This is a genomic window from Streptomyces sp. NPDC050121, from assembly GCF_044460385.1.
In the GTDB taxonomy this organism is placed as follows: domain Bacteria; phylum Actinomycetota; class Actinomycetes; order Streptomycetales; family Streptomycetaceae; genus Streptomyces; species Streptomyces soliscabiei.
The window spans coordinates 13,011-32,624 of sequence record NZ_JBITJV010000020.1; the positions used below are offsets into that span (position 1 = coordinate 13,011).

A 19,614-nucleotide genomic window follows, 5' to 3' on the forward strand; every position below is an offset into this window, starting at 1 on the left:
GCTCATGACGTCCCCGACGCGCTGAGAAGCGCCCAGGCGGGCCGATAGCCCTCATCGTCTAGCGGCCTAGGACGCCGCCCTTTCAAGGCGGTAGCACGGGTTCGAATCCCGTTGGGGGCACGCAACACCGTGTGCGACACTGTCGTACGCAACAGCTTGGTCCTGTGGAGCAGTTTGGAGTGCTCGCCACCCTGTCAAGGTGGAGGCCGCGGGTTCAAATCCCGTCAGGACCGCTGAGGTTTCACGTGAAACCTCGTGGCTGGGTAGCTCAGTTGGTACGAGCGATCGCCTGAAAAGCGATAGGTCGCCGGTTCGACCCCGGCCCCAGCCACAAGAACGAGAACCCCCTCCGGGAAACTGGAGGGGGTTTTCGGCGCTCCGCGTCAGGCGAGGTGGCCCCAAAAGCGCTCGCCCAGTCTTTCGCCAAGATGAGATCCTGGATCGCGTATGTCTACGCACCCCGCCCCCGGCGCCCCCGCTCCGGGTACTCCCGCCCTCGGTACTCCCGCCCTCGGTACTCCCGCCCTCGGTACTCCCGCCCTCGGTACTCCCGCCCTCGGCGCTCTCGCTCCCCGCCTGGCCGAGCTGTCCCTGCGCGACGCGCATCGGCTCGGGCGCAGGCTCGAAGGCGCGCGCCGGATCCGCAAGCCGGAGGCCCGTGCCGCCGTCCTCGCCGAGATCGAGGCGGAGGTCGCGCAGGTCGAGGAGCGGATGGCGCTGCGGCGCGGCCGTGTGCCGACCGTGTCGTATCCCGAGCAGCTTCCGGTCAGCCAGAAGAAGGACGAGATCGCGGCCGCCATCCGTGATCACCAGGTCGTGATCGTCGCCGGTGAGACCGGGTCCGGCAAGACGACCCAGATTCCGAAGATCTGTCTCGAGCTGGGGCGCGGCGTCCGCGGCATGATCGGGCACACCCAGCCCCGTCGTATCGCCGCCCGTACGGTCGCCGAGCGGGTCGCGGAGGAGCTCAGGACGCCACTCGGGGAGGCCGTCGGCTGGAAGGTGCGGTTCACCGACCAGGTGAACCCGGACGCCACCTTCGTGAAGCTGATGACGGACGGCATCCTCCTCGCGGAGATCCAGACCGACCGTGAGCTGCGCGCCTACGACACGATCATCATCGATGAGGCCCACGAGCGGTCCCTCAACATCGACTTCCTGCTGGGCTACCTCGCCCAGCTGCTGCCCCGCCGTCCGGATCTCAAGGTCGTCATCACCTCCGCGACCATCGACCCGGAGCGTTTCTCCCGGCACTTCGGCGACGCCCCGATCGTCGAGGTCAGCGGGCGGACATACCCGGTGGAGGTCCGTTACCGGCCGCTCCTCGAAGAGGACTCCGACGACGCCGACCGCGACCAGATCACCGCCATCTGCGACGCGGTCGAGGAGCTCCAGGCCGAGGGGAAGGGCGACATCCTCGTCTTCCTCTCCGGTGAGCGGGAGATCCGCGACACCGCGGACGCGCTCGAGAAGAAGAAGTACCGGTTCACCGAAGTGCTGCCGCTCTACGCCCGGCTGTCGCACGCCGAGCAGCACCGGGTGTTCCAGCCGCACACAGGTCGCAGGATCGTTCTGGCCACGAACGTGGCCGAGACATCGCTGACCGTCCCGGGCATCAAGTACGTCATCGACCCCGGCTTCGCCCGCATCAGCCGCTACAGCCATCGCACCAAGGTCCAGCGGCTGCCGATCGAGCCCATCTCGCAGGCCAGCGCCAACCAGCGCAAGGGCCGCTGCGGCCGTACCAGCGACGGCATCTGCATCCGCCTGTACGACGAGGACGACTTCCTGGCCCGTCCGGAGTTCACGGACGCGGAGATCCTCCGTACGAACCTGGCGAGCGTCATCCTGCAGATGACCGCGGCCGGCCTCGGCGAGATCGAGAAGTTCCCGTTCATCGACCCGCCGGACCACCGCAACATCCGCGACGGCGTTCAGCTGCTCCAGGAGCTGGGGGCGCTCGACCCGGCCCAGAAGGATCCCCGCAAGCGACTGACGCAGACCGGCCGCAAGCTGGCCCAGCTGCCCGTCGACCCCCGCCTGGCCCGGATGGTCCTGGAAGCCGACAAGAACGGCTGTGTGCGCGAGGTCATGGTCATAGCCGCCGCGCTGTCCATCCAGGACCCGCGCGAGCGCCCTGCCGACAAGCAGACGCAGGCCGACCAGCAGCACGCCCGCTTCAAGGACGAGACCAGCGACTTCCTCGCCTACCTCAACCTGTGGCGGTACGTCCACGAGCAGCAGAAGGAGCGCGGCTCCTCCTCCTTCCGACGTATGTGCAAGCAGGAGTACCTGAACTTCCTGCGCATCCGTGAGTGGCAGGACATCTACACGCAGCTGCGCACGGTCGCCAAGCAGATGGGGATCCATCTGAACGAGGCTGTGTCCGATCAGGGGGCTCCGCCCCCGGGCGCGGCCGAGCAGAACGTCCACGTCTCCCTCCTCGCCGGTCTGCTCTCGCACATCGGCATGAAGGACGTGAAGGACGGCAACAAGAACGAGTACCTGGGCGCGCGCAGCGCCAAGTTCGCGATCTTCCCGGGTTCGGCCCTGTTCAAGAAGCAGCCGCGCTTCGTGATGTCCGCCGAGCTGGTGGAGACGAGCCGGCTGTGGGCCCGCGTCAACGCGAAGATCGAGCCGGAGTGGGTCGAGCCGCTCGCCGGGCATCTCCTGAAGCGGACGTACAGCGAGCCGCGCTGGGAGAAGGACCAGGCGGCCGTGATGGCGGACGAGAAGGTCACGCTGTACGGCGTGCCGATCATCGCCCAGCGGAAGGTCAACTACGGCCGGATCGACCCGGAGACCTCGCGCGAGCTGTTCATCCGCAACGCGCTGGTCGAGGGCGACTGGCGCACGCACCACAAGTTCTTCGCCGACAACCGCCGCCTCCTCAGCGAGGTCGAGGAGCTGGAGCACCGGGCCCGGCGCCGGGACATCGTCGTCGACGACGACACCCTGTTCGACTTCTACGAACAGCGGGTGCCCGAACACGTGGTGTCCGGCGCGCACTTCGACTCGTGGTGGAAGCACAAGCGGCATGAGCAGCCCGACTTCCTGGACTTCGAGCGGGAGATGCTCATCCGGGAGTCGGCGGAGGCGGTCACGAAGGCCGACTATCCGGACTCGTGGCGGCAGGGTCCGCTGAAGTTCCGGGTCACGTACCAGTTCGAACCGGGCGCGGACGCCGACGGCGTGACGGTCCACATCCCGCTCCAGGTCCTCAACCAGGTGACGGGCGACGGTTTCGACTGGCAGATCCCCGGCCTGCGCGCGGAGGTCGTCACGGAGCTGATCCGTTCCCTCCCGAAGCCGATCCGCCGCAACTACGTGCCGGCGCCGAACTTCGCGCAGCGTTTCCTGGACCAGGCGGTGCCTCTCCAGGAGCCGCTCACCACGGCGATGGCCCGCGACCTGAAGCGCATGGTCGGCGTCCCGTTCGAGGCGGAGGACTTCGACTGGTCGCGGCTCCCGGACCATCTGAAGATCACCTTCCGGATCGTCGACGAGCGGCGCCGCAAGCTGGCCGAGGACAAGGACCTGGAGTCGTTGAAGCTCCGGCTGAAGCCGAAGGCGAGGCAGGCGATCTCTCAGGCGGCCGCGGCCACCGCCGAACGGCAGGGCGGTGAGTCCCTGGAGCGTTCGGGCCTGACGGACTGGACGATCGGCGCACTCACCCGCGTCTTCGAGACCCGTCGCGCCGGCCAGCCGGTGAAGGCGTACCCGGCGCTGGTCGACGACGGCGACACGGTCTCCGTACGCCTTTTCGACACGGAGGCGGAGCAGGCGGAGGCGATGTGGAAGGGCACGCGTCGGCTGATCCTGCGCAACATCCCGGTCAACCCGGCAAAGTTCGCATCCGAGAAGTTGACGAACGCCCAGAAGCTCGCGCTGTCCGCGAATCCGCACGGTTCCATCCAGGCGCTGTTCGACGACTGCGCGATGGCGGCTGCGGACCGGCTGATCGCCGACTTCGGCGGGCCGGCGTGGGACGAGGAGTCGTACCGAAAGCTGTACGACAAGGTGCGCGCGGAGATCGTCGACATGACGGTGCGGACGGTCGGACAGGTGCAGCAGGTCCTGGCCGCCTGGCAGGCCTGTGAGCGCCGCCTGAAGGGCGTACGCAGCCCCGTGCTGCTGGCAAACCTGACGGACGTGCGGGGGCAGCTGGACGGCCTCGTGAAGCCGGGCTTCGTGACCTGGGCGGGCCTGCGCCGGCTCCCCGACCTGATGCGCTACCTGGTGGCTGTGGACCGGCGGCTGCAGCAGATGCCGACCGGCGTGCAGCGGGACACCAGCCGCATGGAGAAGGTCCACGAGATGCAGGACGAGTACGCCTGGCTGCTGGAACAACTCCCGCAGGGCCGGCCGGTCCCCTCCTCGGTGCTGGACATCCGCTGGATGATCGAGGAGCTCCGGGTCAGCTACTTCGCCCACGCCCTGGGCACGGCGTACCCCGTCTCCGACAAGCGGATCGTGAAGGCGATCGACGCGGCGGCGCCGTGACGGCTGCTGTACTCAGCGTGAGTTCGACCAGCGGGCTCACCCTCCTGTACAGTCCTTCTCGCAGCGCAACGCAACATCAAGTGCCGCAAAACCTGGTCCTGTGGAGCAGTTTGGAGTGCTCGCCACCCTGTCAAGGTGGAGGCCGCGGGTTCAAATCCCGTCAGGACCGCAGTGAACGAACGAGGCCCGCATCCCGCACCGGGAAGCGGGCCTTCTTCATACCCACACCCCGCATCAACCCGCTCACCACCCTGCCAAGGCGGAGGCCGCGCCCGCGGCGCAGCCGCAATCGGGCACAGCAAATCCCGTCAGGACCGCAGTGAACGAACGAGGGCCCGCATCCCACACCGGGAAGCGGGCCTTCTTCGTGCAGCAGAGCCCGGATCTTCGGATTCGGGCTCTGCTGTGTCCTGGGTCGCGCCCTTGACGGCGTCACATTGGGCCGGTACCCAGATCTCAGGGCCCGTTCCCGCGTGGCCCCCATGGAGGTGGGGTATGGCGGCATCGGTCAGGCACGAGACGCGGGCGCTGCTCCGCGCGCATCTGTCGGCCGCGTCGTCCTACGGGCATCTGACCCGCCACTGCCCGATCTGCCACCGCTTACAGCGGCTGGCGATGGACGGCGCCACACGGGGCGCCCAGGCCCCCGAGGGAGCCGTCGAGGGGGAGAGTCCGTCCACGGCGTGACCGGCACCGCGTGACCCGCCGCTCCGGTCCCGGCCTCGGCCCCGCCCAACCTCCTTTAGCGCACATGAGTCAGAGGCAACAAGGCCCCTGACATGTGACGGGTGTCACCGCATGAGTTTTGAAAACATGGGTTCTTACCCCTCTCCTACAACTGGTCAATTTTATATGTGCAATTGCACCACTCGGGAGGATGTCCGGAGGAAGTCCGATGGATGCCCCCAGGAACCCTCCCAGAGCCTCCCCAGAGTCCGACAAGGTCGATCACAGAGCCACCTGATACGACCCGACGAGGGGGCTCGAGTCGCCTCAAGCGCACAAAAAAGATCGCGCTGGACCCGGCGGAGTCCAGCGCGATCGACGACGTTCCCAGTGGGCGAGGGGCCTGTTGGGGCAGGACCCACGTCGCTTGGAGCTGCGTTTCGGGCGTCCGAACAGGTTGGGGGACCTGACGTGTTGCCCGGTTATTCAGTTGTTCAGGCCTCGCTGCGCTGCTGCGGGATGCCCGCAAGCAGTGCGCGGACCTCGGCCTCGCGATAACGGCGGTGTCCGCCGAGCGTACGAATCGACGTGAGCTTGCCGGCCTTCGCCCACCGCGTGACCGTCTTCGGGTCCACGCGGAACATGGTGGCGACCTCAGCCGGGGTCAGCAGCGGCTCAGCATCAGGGGTGCGAGCGGTCATGAGCGGCCTCCTCGGGAGAACCGAACCTTCTCGGTTCTTTCCTCTAAATTCTGCACCTTGACCCGCGTTGCCCGAAATGGCGGACGCGAGTCGAGTCGGTTATAGGACGAACGGCTTGTCCTCGGCACTACAACTACACCATCTGTCCAGCCGCGTCGGCCAAACCGATGGAATTGCCCCCCAGGTGTTCATCGGCGACGGAAGCCGATGGACCATGCCATAGCGGACAGTCACGCCACTGTGACGATCAGTCACAGTGGCGATCAGGAGACACGAGACCCCCCAAAGCGTGCAATACCGAGATTTCCCCCCACAGTGGAGCATAAGTAGGCGGAGGAGCCCTCCCCGGACTCCTTGTCCTATTTTGGCACGAGGAGGGGCAAGCGGCGCAAGGGCCGTGTACGTGCGGTCCGTCACCCTTGCGACAAAAGCCCGGATCGGGACCTACGTCCCGTCAGTTCCGTGAAGTGCGGTTGACGGTACGCTGTCCGACCGCTCCATGGCCGTGACGTACGTCACTTATGAAAGCGCTGTCGCACCTGTCACATCGTCAGTTCACAGCGGCCGAAGGTCAAAGCGGAGGCCCAGCCCGGTTCGCGGGGCCGGCTGGCGGGGTCGACTCAGTTCGCGGAGCGTCGGTCCCGTACGGACCGCCACCGCTCCACGAGCCGCGCGTACGCCTCGCCGGCCGCCGCACCGTCCCCGAGCCGCAGTGCCTCGATGCCCTCGGCCACGTCCTTCGCCGAGTGGTCGTCCTCCAGCTCGCCGGCCGGCAGCACGTGCACCAGGCCGCCGTAATCCAGTTCCACCAGCGAACGCGGGTGGAACTCCTCCAGCCAGCGCCCGACGTCCAGCAGGCCGTCGATCAGCGGCCCCTCGTCCATGGCGTCCTTCAGCGTGCGCAGCGACCGGGCCACCCTGCGGCGCGCCTGCACCATCGGCGTGCGGTAGCGCAGCACAGGGGCCACCTCCGCCGTCCCCTTGCCGTACTCCCGCTCCTCGTCGGAGACGAGGACGAACCAGTTGAGGGGCACCTGCCAGGCGGCCGTACGGATCCACGGGCGGGCGTCGGGGTTGCGTGCCAGCCACCGCTCGCGGTCCTTGGCCGCCTGCAGACGGACGACCTCGGGGAGCGCGGCCTCCAGGACCGGCCGGGGCAGCTCCTCGGCCAGCTCGCCCAGCGCCAGCCAGCCGCGCAGCCGGGTGCGCCAGGGGCAGACGCAGAGCACGCCGTCCACCTCGGTCACGAACGCGTCGCCGCTCTCCTGCACCGGCACCGCGACCGGCGGGGTGGGCAGCAGGTCGGCCAGCGCGCGACGCAGCTCGTCCTGGTAGGAGGGGAGCTCGGGGCGGCGGGCGTAGTTCGCCCAGTGGGTGCGTTCGGGCTCGGGGAAGGCGGCCAGCGGCTCGTACACGCGCAGATAGACCGCGTACGGAACGATCACCGAGGACACCTTGGGCACGCCTGCTCCCTCCCCCTTCGGCCGACAAGAAAACCCTTCAAATCGTCGCACGGCGGTACTTCGCGAGAAGGTGATCCCCGACACTGCGAGATCGGCGGGCCACGCAGGCTCTACGCTCGGACCACAGGCCCCGCCACCCTTACGGTGCCTTCGCCCCGACCGCCGCTAGTTACCCGGGAGTCACTACCGTGACCGACGTATCCGGCGCACCTGCTGACGTACTGCACACCCTGTTCCACTCGGATCAGGGGGGCCATGAGCAGGTCGTGCTCTGCCAGGACCGCGCCAGTGGCCTCAAGGCCGTCATCGCGCTCCACTCCACCGCTCTGGGCGCTGCCCTCGGCGGCACCCGTTTCTATCCGTACGCGACCGAGGCGGAGGCCGTCGCCGACGCCCTGAACCTCGCGCGCGGGATGTCGTACAAGAACGCCATGGCCGGTCTGGACCACGGCGGCGGCAAGGCCGTGATCATCGGCGATCCCGGCACGATCAAGACCGAAGCGCTGCTGCTCGCGTACGGCCGTTTCGTGGCCTCGCTCGGCGGGCGGTACGTGACCGCCTGCGACGTCGGCACATACGTGGCCGACATGGACGTCGTGGCGCGCGAGTGCCGCTGGACGACCGGCCGCTCGCCGGAGAACGGCGGCGCCGGCGACTCGTCCGTGCTGACGGCCTTCGGCGTCTACCAGGGCATGCGGGCCTCCGCTCAGCACCTGTGGGGCGACCCGTCGCTGCGGGACCGCAGGGTCGGCATCGCGGGCGTCGGCAAGGTCGGCCACCACCTCGTGGAGCACCTGCGCGGCGAGGGCGCGGAGGTCGTGATCACGGACGTCCGCGAGGACGCCGTGCGCCGGATCCTCGACCGGCACCCGCAGGGGGTGACGGCGGTGGCCGACACCGCGGCACTGATCCGCGTCGACGGGCTCGACATCTACGCGCCCTGCGCGCTCGGCGGGGCACTCGACGACGTCTCGGTGCCGGTGCTGACCGCCCGGATCGTCTGCGGTGCGGCCAACAACCAGCTCGCCCACCCGGGCGTGGAGAAGGACCTCGCCGACCGCGGGATCCTCTACGCGCCGGACTACGTGGTGAACGCCGGCGGGGTCATCCAGGTCGCCGACGAGCTGCACGGGTTCGACTTCGAGCGGTGCAGGGCGAAGGCCGCGAAGATCTTCGATACGACGCTGGACATCTTCGCACGTGCGAAGGAGGACGGGATTCCGCCGGCCGCGGCGGCCGACCGGATCGCCGAGCAGCGGATGCACGAGGCGGCCCAGGCGCGCGGCTGGTGACGTTCCGGTAAGGGCTCCAGGAGGACCCGTCCGAGGGTTTCGGCGGTACCGGCTGGTGGAAAGTTAGAGAGAACTCTCACTCTTCCCGGCGGGTCGGCCGCCGATAAGTGGTTAAAATCGCCACTGACCAGCGAGGACGGGTCGCCTGAAAGGTGCTGTGCAGACGCGCGTGCTACGGGCGACGTACCGTACGGGCGTGGGCTCAGGTACCGTGGGAGCCCTACGACGGGCTCTCTATGGAGAGACCGTCCTGGATCATGAACGCGTGTCAACCTGGGGCCGTCGAGCCCCGTCGTTGAGGGGGTCGAGCCATGGGGCGCGGCCGGGCCAAGGCCAAGCAAGCGAAGGTCGCCCGCCAGCTGAAGTACAACAGCGGCGGGACGGATCTCTCACGCCTGGCCGAAGAGCTGGGCGCATCGCCATCGAATATTCCGCCGAACGGTCAACCGTTCGAGGACGATGACGATGACGATGAGCAGGACGACCCGTACGCACGGTACGCCGAGCTGTACGGGGCGGACGACGACGAGGATGACGGCGAGGACTCCTCGCAACACCGTCGCGGCGCTTGACCTTGTACTGAGCACCCACCCGGTCGGTGACTTCGGTCACCGACCGGGCCTTGTGCTGCCTACTCGGTCCACCCGGCCCGGCCGGTCGGCTCAGCTCGCGTAGTCGCCGACCAGTTCGGCTCCCGTGGTGTGCGCCCCGCGCTCGGTGATCTCGCCGGCGATCCAGGCGTCGACCCCGCGGTCGGCCAGTGTCGCCAGGGCCACGTCCGCCGACTCCTCGGGCACGATCGCCATCATGCCGACGCCCATGTTCAGGGTCTTCTCCAGCTCCAGGCGTTCCACGGAGCCGGTCCTGCCGACGAGGTCGAAGATCGGGTCCGGGGTCCAGGTGGAGCGGTCCACGGTCGCGTGCAGCGCGTCCGGGATCACACGGGCCAGGTTGGCCGCGAGGCCGCCGCCGGTGATGTGCGAGAAGGCGTGCACGTCCGTCGTGCGGGTGAGGGCCAGACAGTCCAGGGAGTAGATCTTGGTGGGCTCCAGGAGCTCCTCGCCGAGGGTGCGGCCCAGCTCGTCGATCCGCGCGTCGAGGGAGAGGCCCGCCTGGTTCAGCAGGACGTGCCGGACCAGGGAGTACCCGTTCGAGTGGAGACCGGAGGACGCCATGGCGATCACCGCGTCACCCGTGCGGATGCGATCCGGGCCGAGCAGCCGGTCGGCCTCCACGACGCCCGTACCGGCGCCGGCGACGTCGAAGTCGTCCTCACCCAGGAGGCCGGGGTGCTCGGCCGTCTCGCCGCCGACCAGGGCGCAGCCGGCCAGCACACAGCCCTCGGCGATGCCCTTGACGATGGCGGCGACCCGCTCGGGGTGGACCTTGCCGACGCAGATGTAGTCGGTCATGAACAGCGGCTCCGCGCCGCACACCACGATGTCGTCCATGACCATGGCGACCAGGTCGTGGCCGATCGTGTCGTACACGCCGAGCCGGCGCGCGATGTCGACCTTGGTGCCGACGCCGTCGGTGGCGGAGGCGAGGAGCGGGCGTTCGAAGCGCTTGAGGGCGGAGGCGTCGAAGAGGCCGGCGAAGCCGCCGAGGCCGCCGAGGACCTCGGGGCGCTGCGTCTTCTTCACCCACTCCTTCATCAGCTCCACGGCGCGGTCGCCCGCTTCGATGTCGACGCCGGCAGCCGCGTAGGAAGTACCGGAAGGAGTGCCCGTCGGCGGAACCGACTGATCAGAAGCAGCAGACATTGCCTGGGATCTTTCGGGTTGGTGATACGTACGAGGCTTACGGGCGACGGATCGCGTCGGCCGCGGCCGTGGCTGCGGGACCGGCCGCCAGCTCGGTCTCCAGCAGCTGCTTGCCGAGCAGCTCCGGGTCCGGGAGCTCCATCGGGTACTCGCCGTCGAAGCAGGCGCGGCACAGGTTCGGCTTGGCGATGGTGGTCGCCTCGATCATGCCGTCGATGGAGATGTAGGCGAGGGAGTCGGCGCCGAGCGAGGTGCCGATCTCGTCGATCGTCATGCCGTTGGCGATGAGCTCCGCGCGGGTGGCGAAGTCGATGCCGAAGAAGCACGGCCACTTCACGGGCGGCGAGGAGATCCGGATGTGGACCTCGGCCGCGCCCGCCTCGCGAAGCATCCGCACCAGGGCCCGCTGGGTGTTGCCGCGAACGATCGAGTCGTCCACGACCACCAGGCGCTTGCCCTTGATGACTTCCTTCAGCGGGTTCAGCTTGAGGCGGATGCCGAGCTGGCGGATGGTCTGCGAGGGCTGGATGAACGTCCGGCCGACGTAGGCGTTCTTCACCAGGCCGGCGCCGAAGGGGATGCCGGAGGCCTCCGCGTAGCCGATGGCGGCCGGGGTGCCGGACTCCGGGGTCGCTATGACCAGGTCGGCCTCGACGGGCGCTTCCTTGGCGAGCTTGCGGCCCATCTCCACGCGGGAGAGGTACACGTTCCGGCCGGCGATGTCGGTGTCCGGGCGGGCCAGGTACACATACTCGAAGACACAGCCCTTGGGCTTCGCGTCCGCGAAGCGGGAGGTGCGCAGGCCGTTCTCGTCGATGGCGATGAACTCGCCGGGCTCGATCTCACGGACGTAGGCGGCGCCGCAGATGTCGAGGGCGGCGGACTCGGAGGCGACGACCCAGCCGCGCTCCAGGCGGCCGAGGACCAGCGGACGGATGCCCTGCGGGTCACGGGCGGCGTAGAGGGTGTGCTCGTCCATGAAGACGAGGGAGAAGGCGCCCTTGACCTGCGGGAGGATCTGGTGGGCGGCTTCCTCGATGGTCAGCGGCTTGCCGTCCGCGTCCTCCTGGGCGGCCAGCAGGGCCGTCAGCAGGTCGGTGTCGTTGGTGGCCGCCACGCGAGGCGTACGGCCGCCTTCCTTCTTCGGGAGGCCGGCGACCATCTCGGCGAGCTGCGCCGTGTTGACCAGGTTGCCGTTGTGGCCGAGCGCGATCGAACCGTGCGCGGTGGCGCGGAACGTCGGCTGCGCGTTCTCCCACACGGAGGCTCCGGTGGTCGAGTAGCGGGCGTGTCCGACCGCGATATGGCCCTGGAGCGAACCGAGCGAGGTCTCGTCGAAGACCTGCGAAACGAGCCCCATGTCCTTGAAGACGAGGATCTGGGAGCCGTTGCTGACCGCGATTCCCGCGGATTCCTGGCCTCGATGCTGGAGGGCGTAGAGCCCGAAGTAAGTGAGCTTGGCGACCTCTTCACCGGGAGCCCAGACTCCGAAGACGCCACAAGCGTCCTGGGGGCCTTTCTCGCCGGGGAGCAGATCATGACTGAGTCGACCGTCACCACGTGGCACGCCTCCGAGTGTAGGCGAGGTCGACCACTGGTCCGAATTGGGGAATGCGACTGTGACATGCGGGCACAGTGCGGCCGTGTACTGCGCTAAGGGGTCAGCCAGCCGCGGTCGCGTCCCAGGTGGTCCCGTTTTCGCTGGTCAGAGACAGGGAGCGCTGATTGATCTCCTACGTGACCTTGCCGGCGAAGAGCTTCAGGAACTCCTCCTCCGCCTTCATGAGTGAGCCGTCGCACATCCTCCGGGTGGTCGCCGCGCTGCCCAAAGTGATAGTGCCGTCGCTGGCTGTCCCCTCAGCAGAAACGTTGTTGCAACCGGCCTTGCCGTGGACGGTTCCTTGCTTCTCGTCGAAGACGAGAAGCAAGGAACCGTCGGGCAGCGGGGGAGGCTGCGGCGCTCCCGGAGTCGGTTTCGGTGTCGCCGTCGCTGCTGGTACTGGTACTGGTGCTGGTCTCGGTGAGGCCGAGTGCGTTAAACGTCCATCTGGTGCTGAAGAGGGGGGCGGCCTTCTCCTAGGAGAGGTGGATGGTGTCGCCGGACTTGGTGGTGATTGTGAGAGCGCTCCCACCCTTGGCGCCGGTGTCGGTCTTGGCGATGAGGGTGCCGGAGGCGAGCGCCTTGGAGAGGGCGGTCTCGAAGGTCATCCGATCGCCGACACACCCCTTCTCGGTCGGCTGGACCTCGGAGAGGTCGATGGCATCGCCGTCGATCTTGGCGGTGGCCCCGAAGCCGTTGCAGCCGTAGTTGCCGCTGACTTTGCCACTCTTGTCGATCTTCAGGAACGCGCCGGCGGGGGCGGTGCTCTTCTTGCCGTCGACGGTGAGGTCGTCGACGACCCAGTGAACACCGGTGACCCCGGCGCCGGCGGAGGTTCCCGCCCCCGTCCCCGTCCCGGCCCCAACGGTCTGGCTGCCGCCACCACTCTTCTCACTGCCGCAGGCGGCGGCGAGGGGGAGGAGGCTCAGGGTCAGGACGGCGAGGCTCACGCTGGTCAGTCGCTGCTTGTTCATGATCCTGTGACGGAGGGGGTGGGTGGGCGGTTCCTGTCCGGCTGCGTTTTTGGGGTACGAATTTTCGAGCCGCGGTTTGTGTGCGTGGAGGCGGGTTCCCGGACCGAGGTGCCGTCAGGCCATGAGGGGCAGGAGCCCTCCGAGGTCGGCGCGTTCGCCGCTCGCGCTGACCTGGGCCTTGTCGAGGGCGTCGGCCCACTGGACCCGGCCTGTGGCCAGCCGGATCCAGGTCAGCGGGTCGGTCTCCACGACGTTGGGCGGGGTACCACGGGTGTGCCTCGGCCCCTCGACGCACTGCACCACGGCGTACGGCGGGATCCGGACCTCGGTCGAACCTCCGGGCGCCTTGGCGGCGAGGGCGTCGGCGAGGAGGCGGGTGCAGGTGGCCAGCGCCTGCTTGTCGTACGGGATGTCGAGGCCCGGGACGGCGTCGTTCAGGTCGTCGGTGTGGACGACGAGTTCGACGGTGCGGGTGACGAGGTAGTCGGCGAGGGTGATGGCACCGGTGCGGGCGGCGAGGAGGCGGTCGCCGGGGGCGGCGGCGAGGGCCTCGGTGAGCCGTTCCTCGGTGCGGGCGTAGAGGGCCTTCAGGGCGTTCCGGTCGGGGTGGGCGGCCGCGAGGTCCAGGGTGTCGTCGGAGATCCCGGCGGCTCGGACGGCGGTGGCGAACGGCCAGTCCAGGAGGGCGAGCTCGGCCTTCGGGGGTTCGGGCCGGTCGAGGTTGCGGCTGACGGTCTCCACCGCCATGGTGACGTGCGCGGCCAGGTCCCGGACGGTCCAGCCCGCCAGCCGCGTGGGCAGGGCGAGTTGCTCGGGGGTGAGCGTGCTCACGGCTTCCCGTACGTTCCCGAACTGGGTGAGGACCGCGGCGCGGATCTTGGCGGGGTCGTACGTGCGGGCACGCTTCTTGGCCGGAGGCATGGCTGGGAGCCTAGGGCCTGTCCGGCGCAGCCGTCAGCCTGCACCGGACCGTCACGCCTTGCGGGCGTAGTCCCCCAGCCCCTGCTCCACCAGCGCGAAGGCGCGGGCTGCCCGTTCGGGGGCGTCGGCGGCGATCGCCTCCAGGCTCTCGCCGGCGTCGTGGCGGGCGTGATGCTCCTCGATCAGGGCGTTGCGGGCGGCGCTCAGCATGGCCGCGGCGACCGTGGCGAGCATCGGATCGCCGGTCTCCTCGGCTAGCAGGGCGGCCAGCGCACGGGTGCCCTTCTGGGCGGCGAGGAAGGCACGCTCCATCAACACCGGGGTTTCCATGACTAGTTGGCGCACCTGGCGGGCGAAGGGCTCGCTGTGCAGACCGACGGCCGGATCGCGGGCCTCGACCATCTCGAGGAAGTGCCGACGCACGGCTTCCACCGCCGACTCCCCGGGACCCCGCTCGCGTACGGCCCGCGCCGCGTCCCAGAAGTGGTCCTCGACGGGCCGGAAGACCAGGTCGTCCTTGGTCCCGAAGTAGTTGAAGACGGTCATCTTGGAGACCTCGGCCGCGTCGGCGATCTCCTGCACCGAGACGTTGTCGAAGCCCTTCTCGGCGAACAGGGCGACCGCGGTGCGGTAGATCCGTTTCCCCGTCTCGAGCTTCTTCCGCTCGCGCAGCCCCATCGTCTCACCAGCCATGGAAGCACTGTACCAAGCCCAATTTTTGGTTCGGCTGAAACTTAATCCTGGATGAAATATTGACTCGGTACATGAACACGGCCATGGTGGTCCCCATGACCGAGACCCAGCGCAAAATCGGCTTCCTCGTCTGCCTCGTCACGATCGTCCTGGCCATCCTGGACATGCAGATCGTGTCCGCGGCCACCGTCCCGATCGTCCGGGACCTCGATCCCGCCCACGGCATCGACAAGATCCCCTGGCTGGTCAGCGCCTACGCGCTGGCTTCGGCCGCGCTGCTGCCGCTGTACGGCAAGCTGTGCGACGTCCTCGGCCCGAAGCCTGTCTTCACGGGCGCGATCGCCACCTTCCTGCTCGGCTCCGCGCTGTGTGGTGCCGCCCGGTCGATGGACCAGCTCATCGCGGCCCGCGGACTGCAGGGCCTGGGCGGCGGCGGGCTGATGAGCGTGACGATGGTGGTGATCGCCCACCTCAAGGGCCCGCAGGAGAAGGGCGCCGGAAAGGGCGCCAACGTGGGTGGGCTGGTCGCGGGCGCCGCGATGGCGGTCGGCCCGTGGATCGGCGGTCTGCTGGCGGACCACGCGAGCTGGCGCTGGATCTTCTACGTCAACCTGCCCGTCGGCCTCGCGGTCCTCACCGCCTCCGCCTTCGCCCTGAAGCTGCCCGAACACCATGTGCGCCGCCCGCTCGACTACGTCGGCGCCGCGCTCGCCGCCGCGTTCTCCAGCGCGCTGCTCCTGGTCACCGACTGGGGCGGCAAGGAGTACGCCTGGTCGTCACCGGCCGTCCTCGGCCTGATCGCAGTGGCCGTCGCCGCGCTCGCCCTGTTCCTCTGGCGGCAACTGAGGGCGGCCGACCCCGTCCTCCCTCTCGCTCTGTTCCGCATCCGCGAACTTCGCCTCGGCTTCGCCATCCAGGCGATCATGGGCGCCGCGATGATGGGCGCCATCTTCTACGTGCTCATCTACCTGCAGGTCGTCCGCGGCATCACCAGCTCCTCCGCGGGCCTCTATCTGATCCCGATGGCCGTAGGCCTGTCGGCGACCGGACTGCTGTCCGGCCCGCTCACCGGCCGCGGCTGGACAGCACGGACCTTCACGATCAGCGGTACGGCCACCACCGCCCTGACCTTCGTGCTGCTCGCCACGACCATCGGCCCCGACACCTCGCTCTGGCTGATCCGCGCCGAACTCCTGCTGGCCGGCGCCGGGTTCGGGCAGCTGCTCGGCCAGCTGATCCTGCTGGTCCAGGACGCGGCCCCGCGCCACCGGCTCGGCGTCGCGACCACGTCCGTCCGCTACTTCCAGACCCTCGGCAACGCCCTGGGCACCGCCCTCTTCGGCACGGTCCTGGCCCGGATGTATGCGTCCCACGGCCCCGGCGGCGACGTCAGCGCGCTGGCCCGCCTGACAGGGACGGCCCACACGGACGGCGTGCACGCCTTCACCGACGCGACGAGCGTGGTGTTCTGGAGCGGCGCCTGCCTGATGACACTGGCCGCACTCATGGCGTTGCGGCTGCCCAAGTCCACGCCCCCGTCGGCCACTTGGGAGCCGACGAAGGAACCGGTCGCCGTATGAGGACATGCCGAAGGCCCCGCCGGTCGGGAACCGGCGGGGCCTTCGGCGTCGTACGACCGACTACTTGAGCAGCGCCGGGATGGTCTCCTCGTGGGCCGTGCGCAGTTCCTCGAGCGACAGCTCGAACTCGCCCTGGAGCTCGACCGTGTCACCGTCCACGACGCCGATGCGGGTCACGGGCAGGCCGCGCGCCTCGCACATGTCGTTGAAGCGGAGCTCCTCGGAGCGCGGCACGGCGACGACGGCGCGGCCGGCCGACTCGGAGAACAGGAGGGTGAAGGCGTCGAGCCCGTCCGGCACGACCAGGCGGGCGCCCCTGCCGCCGAGCAGCGCCGACTCCACGACCGCCTGGATCAGACCGCCGTCGGACAGGTCGTGCGCGGAGTCGATCATGCCGTCGCGGGAGGCGGAGATCAGGATCTCGCCGAGCAGCCGCTCCCGCTCCAGGTCGACCTTGGGAGGCAGACCGCCGAGGTGGTCGTGGACGACCTGCGACCAGGCCGAGCCGCCGAACTCCTCACGCGTGTCACCGAGGAGGTAGAGCAGCTGACCCTCCTCCTGGAAGGCGACGGGCGTGCGGCGCGCGACGTCGTCGATGACTCCCAGCACCGCGACCACGGGGGTCGGGTGGATGGCGACCTCGCCGGTCTGGTTGTAGAGCGAGACGTTGCCGCCGGTCACCGGGGTGCCGAGCTGCTGGCAGGCGTCGGCGAGTCCACGGATGGCCTCCGCGAACTGCCACATCACCGCCGGGTCCTCCGGCGAGCCGAAGTTCAGGCAGTCGGAGACGGCGAGGGGCTTGGCGCCGGTCGTCGCCACGTTCCGATACGCCTCGGAGAGGGCCAGCTGCGCGCCCGCGTACGGGTCGAGCTTGGCGTACCGGCCGTTGCCGTCGGTCGCGATGGCGACGCCGAGGCCGGTCTTCTCGTCGATCCGGATCATGCCGGAGTCCTCGGGCTGGGCGAGGACGGTGTTGCCCTGCACGAAGTGGTCGTACTGGGACGTGATCCACTTCTTGGAGGCCTGGTTGGGCGAGCTCACGAGCTTGAGGACCTGGTCCTTCAGCTCCTCGCCCGTCTGCGGCCGGGGCAGCTTGTTCGCGTCGTCGGCCTGCAGGGCGTCCTGCCAGTCCGGGCGGGCGTACGGCCGCTCGTAGACCGGGCCGTCGTGGGCGACGGTGCGCGGGTCCACGTCGACGATCTTGCCGCCGTGCCAGAAGATCTCCAGGCGGTCGCCGTCGGTCACCTCACCGATGACGGTCGCGATGACGTCCCACTTGTCGCAGATCTCGAGGAAGCGGTCGACCTTCTCCGGCTCGACGACCGCGCACATGCGTTCCTGCGACTCGCTCATGAGGATTTCCTCGGGCGAGAGCGTCGAGTCGCGCAGCGGTACGTCGTCCAGGGTGACGCGCATGCCGCCGGAGCCGTTCGAGGCGAGCTCGGACGTGGCGCAGGACAGACCGGCCGCGCCGAGGTCCTGGATGCCGACGACCAGCTTCTCGGCGAAGGCCTCCAGGGTGCACTCGATGAGGAGCTTCTCCTGGAAGGGGTCGCCGACCTGCACGGCCGGACGCTTCGAGGGCTTGGCGTCGTCGAAGGTCTCACTCGCCAGGATCGACGCGCCGCCGATGCCGTCGCCGCCGGTCCGGGCGCCGTACAGGATGACCTTGTTGCCCGCGCCAGAGGCCTTCGCCAGGTGGATGTCCTCGTGCCGCATCACACCGATGGCACCCGCGTTGACCAGCGGGTTTCCCTGGTAGCAGGCGTCGAAGACGACCTCGCCGCCGATGTTCGGCAGGCCCAGGCAGTTGCCGTAGCCGCCGATGCCGGCGACGACGCCCGGGAGGACGCGCTTGGTGTCGGGGTGGTCGGCCGCGCCGAAGCGCAGCGGGTCGACGACGGCGACCGGCCGCGCGCCCATCGCGATGATGTCGCGGACGATGCCGCCGACGCCGGTGGCCGCGCCCTGGTAGGGCTCCACGTACGACGGGTGGTTGTGCGACTCGACCTTGAAGGTGACCGCATAGCCCTGGCCGACGTCGACGACGCCCGCGTTCTCGCCGATGCCCACGAGCAGTGCGTCGGACTGGGGGGCCTTCTCGCCGAACTGGCGGAGGTGGACCTTGGAGGACTTGTAGCTGCAGTGCTCGGACCACATGACGGAGTACATGGCGAGCTCGGCGCCGGTGGGCCGGCGGCCGAGGATCTCCACGACCCGCTCGTACTCGTCCTTCTTCAGGCCGAGTTCGGCCCAGGGCAGCTCGACGTCGGGGGTCTCGGCCGCGTGCTCGACCGTGTCCAGAGGCGTCCGGCTCATGCGTTGACCAGCTTCTTGAGGATCGAGGTGAAGAAGGGGAGACCGTCGGTGCGGCCCGACCCGACGAGCGGCTCCACGGCGTGCTCCGGGTGCGGCATGAGGCCTACGACGTTGCCGGCCTCGTTGGTGATGCCGGCGATGTCGCGGAGGCTGCCGTTGGGGTTACCCCGCTCATTGGCGACTCCGTCGCGGGCCAGGTACCGGAAGGCGACGCGGCCCTCGGCCTCGAGCTTGTCGAGGGTGTACTCGTCGGCGACGTACCGGCCGTCCATGTTCTTCAGCGGGATGTGGATCTCCTGGCCCGCCTCGTAGTCGACGGTCCAGGCGGTGTCCGCGTTCTCCACCCGCAGCTTCTGGTCACGGCAGATGAAGTGGAGGTGGTCGTTGCCGAGCATCCCGCCGGGAAGCAGGTGGGCCTCGGTGAGGATCTGGAAGCCGTTGCAGATGCCCAGGACCGGGAGGCCGGCCTTCGCCTGCTCGATGACGGTCTCCATCACCGGCGAGAAGCGGGAGATGGCTCCGGCGCGCAGATAGTCGCCGTAGGAGAAACCGCCGGGCAGCACCACGGCATCGACCTGGTGGAGGTTCTTGTCCTTGTGCCAGAGCGCGACGGGTTCGGCGCCCGCGAGGCGGATCGCCCGCTGGGTGTCCCGGTCGTCGAGGCTTCCCGGGAAAGTGACGACGCCAATACGAGCGGTCACTTCGCGGCTCCCGCGACTGCTTCTTCCGACTCGACCTTGACCGTGAAGTCCTCGATCACGGTGTTGGCGAGGAAGGATTCCGCAAGATCGTGGATGCGGGCGAGGGCGGCCTCGTCGACGGGTCCGTCAACTTCCAGTTCGAATCGCTTTCCCTGACGTACGTCGGAGATGCCTTCGAAACCCAGCCGCGGCAGTGCGCGCTGCACCGCCTGGCCCTGGGGGTCGAGGATCTCCGGCTTGAGCATGACGTCGACTACGACGCGTGCCACTGGCACTCCCGGTGGTGTGGTGCTGAGCAGGTTCCTGCGGGTGTCTCCAACAGGTGTCTTCAGACTACCCGCACAAAATTTCTACGCGAGTAGAGTTGTAGGAAGCTACGTGACGGCCATCACGATCCCGCATCGGAGGGGGACGTTCACGAAAAGTTACTGGAAAGAT

General features: G+C 68.8%; 16 protein-coding genes and 4 tRNA genes. 9 read left to right on the forward strand and 11 right to left on the reverse strand.

The window, feature by feature from the left end; translation table 11 throughout:
* Positions 1–47: 47 nt before the first annotated feature.
* From ACIBTS_RS27590 to ACIBTS_RS27615, 6 genes are all read left to right on the forward strand, one after another.
* A tRNA-Glu gene (locus ACIBTS_RS27590) sits at positions 48–120 on the forward strand.
* Positions 121–158: 38 nt separating this feature from the next.
* Positions 159–233: transfer RNA gene (locus ACIBTS_RS27595), tRNA-Asp, on the forward strand.
* A gap of 24 nt (positions 234–257) precedes the next feature.
* A tRNA-Phe gene (locus ACIBTS_RS27600) sits at positions 258–331 on the forward strand.
* 116 nt (positions 332–447) lie between these two features.
* A complete protein-coding gene (hrpA, locus tag ACIBTS_RS27605) occupies positions 448–4,503 on the forward strand; it encodes an ATP-dependent RNA helicase HrpA (protein WP_399322907.1) in 4,056 nt (1,351 codons plus the stop codon).
* 94 nt (positions 4,504–4,597) lie between these two features.
* Positions 4,598–4,672, forward strand: a tRNA-Asp gene (locus ACIBTS_RS27610).
* Between the two features lie 326 nt (positions 4,673–4,998).
* A complete protein-coding gene (locus ACIBTS_RS27615) occupies positions 4,999–5,190 on the forward strand; it encodes a DUF6274 family protein (protein ID WP_319673691.1) in 192 nt (63 codons plus the stop codon).
* 473 nt (positions 5,191–5,663) lie between these two features.
* Here ACIBTS_RS27615 and bldC read toward each other — a convergent pair whose 3' ends face one another.
* Together bldC and ACIBTS_RS27625 are read right to left on the reverse strand one after the other, a co-directional pair.
* A complete protein-coding gene (bldC, locus tag ACIBTS_RS27620; RefSeq protein WP_003949541.1) occupies positions 5,664–5,870 on the reverse strand; it encodes a developmental transcriptional regulator BldC in 207 nt (68 codons plus the stop codon).
* A 620-nt stretch (positions 5,871–6,490) separates the two neighbouring features.
* Positions 6,491–7,333, reverse strand: coding sequence for a hypothetical protein (locus ACIBTS_RS27625; protein ID WP_399322909.1), 843 nt, complete (start codon positions 7,331–7,333; stop codon positions 6,491–6,493).
* A gap of 188 nt (positions 7,334–7,521) precedes the next feature.
* Here ACIBTS_RS27625 and ACIBTS_RS27630 point away from each other — a divergent pair, with 188 nt between their 5' ends.
* A complete protein-coding gene (locus tag ACIBTS_RS27630; protein ID WP_399322911.1) occupies positions 7,522–8,625 on the forward strand; it encodes a Leu/Phe/Val dehydrogenase in 1,104 nt (367 codons plus the stop codon).
* A 311-nt stretch (positions 8,626–8,936) separates the two neighbouring features.
* A complete protein-coding gene (locus tag ACIBTS_RS27635) occupies positions 8,937–9,197 on the forward strand; it encodes a DUF3073 domain-containing protein (protein WP_079661331.1) in 261 nt (86 codons plus the stop codon).
* Between the two features lie 90 nt (positions 9,198–9,287).
* Here ACIBTS_RS27635 and purM read toward each other — a convergent pair whose 3' ends face one another.
* The 6 genes from purM to ACIBTS_RS27665 all read right to left on the reverse strand — a co-directional run bounded on the left by purM (position 9,288) and on the right by ACIBTS_RS27665 (position 14,576).
* Positions 9,288–10,388: a phosphoribosylformylglycinamidine cyclo-ligase gene (gene purM / locus ACIBTS_RS27640; protein ID WP_079661330.1), complete on the reverse strand. Its 1,101-nt coding sequence runs from the start codon at positions 10,386–10,388 to the stop codon at positions 9,288–9,290.
* A 37-nt stretch (positions 10,389–10,425) separates the two neighbouring features.
* Complete coding sequence (gene purF / locus ACIBTS_RS27645; protein ID WP_319673694.1) at positions 10,426–11,955, reverse strand: amidophosphoribosyltransferase; 1,530 nt, start codon at positions 11,953–11,955, stop codon at positions 10,426–10,428.
* 166 nt (positions 11,956–12,121) lie between these two features.
* Positions 12,122–12,316 carry an META domain-containing protein gene (locus tag ACIBTS_RS27650; protein WP_399322913.1) on the reverse strand — a complete coding sequence of 65 codons (195 nt, stop codon included), beginning with the start codon at positions 12,314–12,316 and terminating at the stop codon, positions 12,122–12,124.
* A 148-nt stretch (positions 12,317–12,464) separates the two neighbouring features.
* A complete protein-coding gene (locus ACIBTS_RS27655; RefSeq protein WP_399322915.1) occupies positions 12,465–12,962 on the reverse strand; it encodes an META domain-containing protein in 498 nt (165 codons plus the stop codon).
* Between the two features lie 114 nt (positions 12,963–13,076).
* Positions 13,077–13,883: a sterol carrier family protein gene (locus ACIBTS_RS27660; RefSeq protein ID WP_399322917.1), complete on the reverse strand. Its 807-nt coding sequence runs from the start codon at positions 13,881–13,883 to the stop codon at positions 13,077–13,079.
* A gap of 51 nt (positions 13,884–13,934) precedes the next feature.
* Positions 13,935–14,576, reverse strand: coding sequence for a TetR/AcrR family transcriptional regulator (locus tag ACIBTS_RS27665; protein WP_399322918.1), 642 nt, complete (start codon positions 14,574–14,576; stop codon positions 13,935–13,937).
* A gap of 95 nt (positions 14,577–14,671) precedes the next feature.
* Here ACIBTS_RS27665 and ACIBTS_RS27670 point away from each other — a divergent pair, with 95 nt between their 5' ends.
* Positions 14,672–16,156, forward strand: a complete 1,485-nt coding sequence (locus tag ACIBTS_RS27670) for an MFS transporter (protein WP_399322920.1) — start codon at positions 14,672–14,674, stop codon at positions 16,154–16,156.
* Positions 16,157–16,216: 60 nt separating this feature from the next.
* Here the strand turns inward: ACIBTS_RS27670 and purL are convergent, their stop codons facing one another.
* From purL to purS, 3 genes are read right to left on the reverse strand one after another with little or no spacing between them, the layout of a single operon-like run.
* The gene (purL, locus tag ACIBTS_RS27675) at positions 16,217–18,475 is read right to left on the reverse strand and encodes a phosphoribosylformylglycinamidine synthase subunit PurL (protein ID WP_399322921.1); all 2,259 of its coding nucleotides are present in this window, start codon (positions 18,473–18,475) and stop codon (positions 16,217–16,219) included.
* Positions 18,472–19,176, reverse strand: a complete 705-nt coding sequence (gene purQ / locus ACIBTS_RS27680) for a phosphoribosylformylglycinamidine synthase subunit PurQ (protein ID WP_079661325.1) — start codon at positions 19,174–19,176, stop codon at positions 18,472–18,474. The genes purL and purQ overlap by 4 nt, the downstream gene beginning before the upstream one ends.
* Entirely contained in the window at positions 19,173–19,445 is a 273-nt protein-coding gene (purS, locus tag ACIBTS_RS27685; protein ID WP_020131278.1) for a phosphoribosylformylglycinamidine synthase subunit PurS, read from the reverse strand. The genes purQ and purS overlap by 4 nt, the downstream gene beginning before the upstream one ends.
* Positions 19,446–19,614 lie beyond the last annotated feature (169 nt).

Coding starts and splice junctions, on each gene's coding strand:
- hrpA (WP_399322907.1), top strand. CDS start 448: ATGTCTACGCACCCCGCCCCCGGCGCCCCCGCTCCGGGTACTCCCGCC.
- ACIBTS_RS27615 (WP_319673691.1), top strand. CDS start 4,999: ATGGCGGCATCGGTCAGGCACGAGACGCGGGCGCTGCTCCGCGCGCAT.
- bldC (WP_003949541.1), bottom strand. CDS start 5,870: ATGACCGCTCGCACCCCTGATGCTGAGCCGCTGCTGACCCCGGCTGAG.
- ACIBTS_RS27635 (WP_079661331.1), top strand. CDS start 8,937: ATGGGGCGCGGCCGGGCCAAGGCCAAGCAAGCGAAGGTCGCCCGCCAG.
- purM (WP_079661330.1), bottom strand. CDS start 10,388: ATGTCTGCTGCTTCTGATCAGTCGGTTCCGCCGACGGGCACTCCTTCC.
- ACIBTS_RS27655 (WP_399322915.1), bottom strand. CDS start 12,962: ATGAACAAGCAGCGACTGACCAGCGTGAGCCTCGCCGTCCTGACCCTG.
- ACIBTS_RS27660 (WP_399322917.1), bottom strand. CDS start 13,883: ATGCCTCCGGCCAAGAAGCGTGCCCGCACGTACGACCCCGCCAAGATC.
- ACIBTS_RS27665 (WP_399322918.1), bottom strand. CDS start 14,576: ATGGCTGGTGAGACGATGGGGCTGCGCGAGCGGAAGAAGCTCGAGACG.
- ACIBTS_RS27670 (WP_399322920.1), top strand. CDS start 14,672: ATGACCGAGACCCAGCGCAAAATCGGCTTCCTCGTCTGCCTCGTCACG.
- purL (WP_399322921.1), bottom strand. CDS start 18,475: ATGAGCCGGACGCCTCTGGACACGGTCGAGCACGCGGCCGAGACCCCC.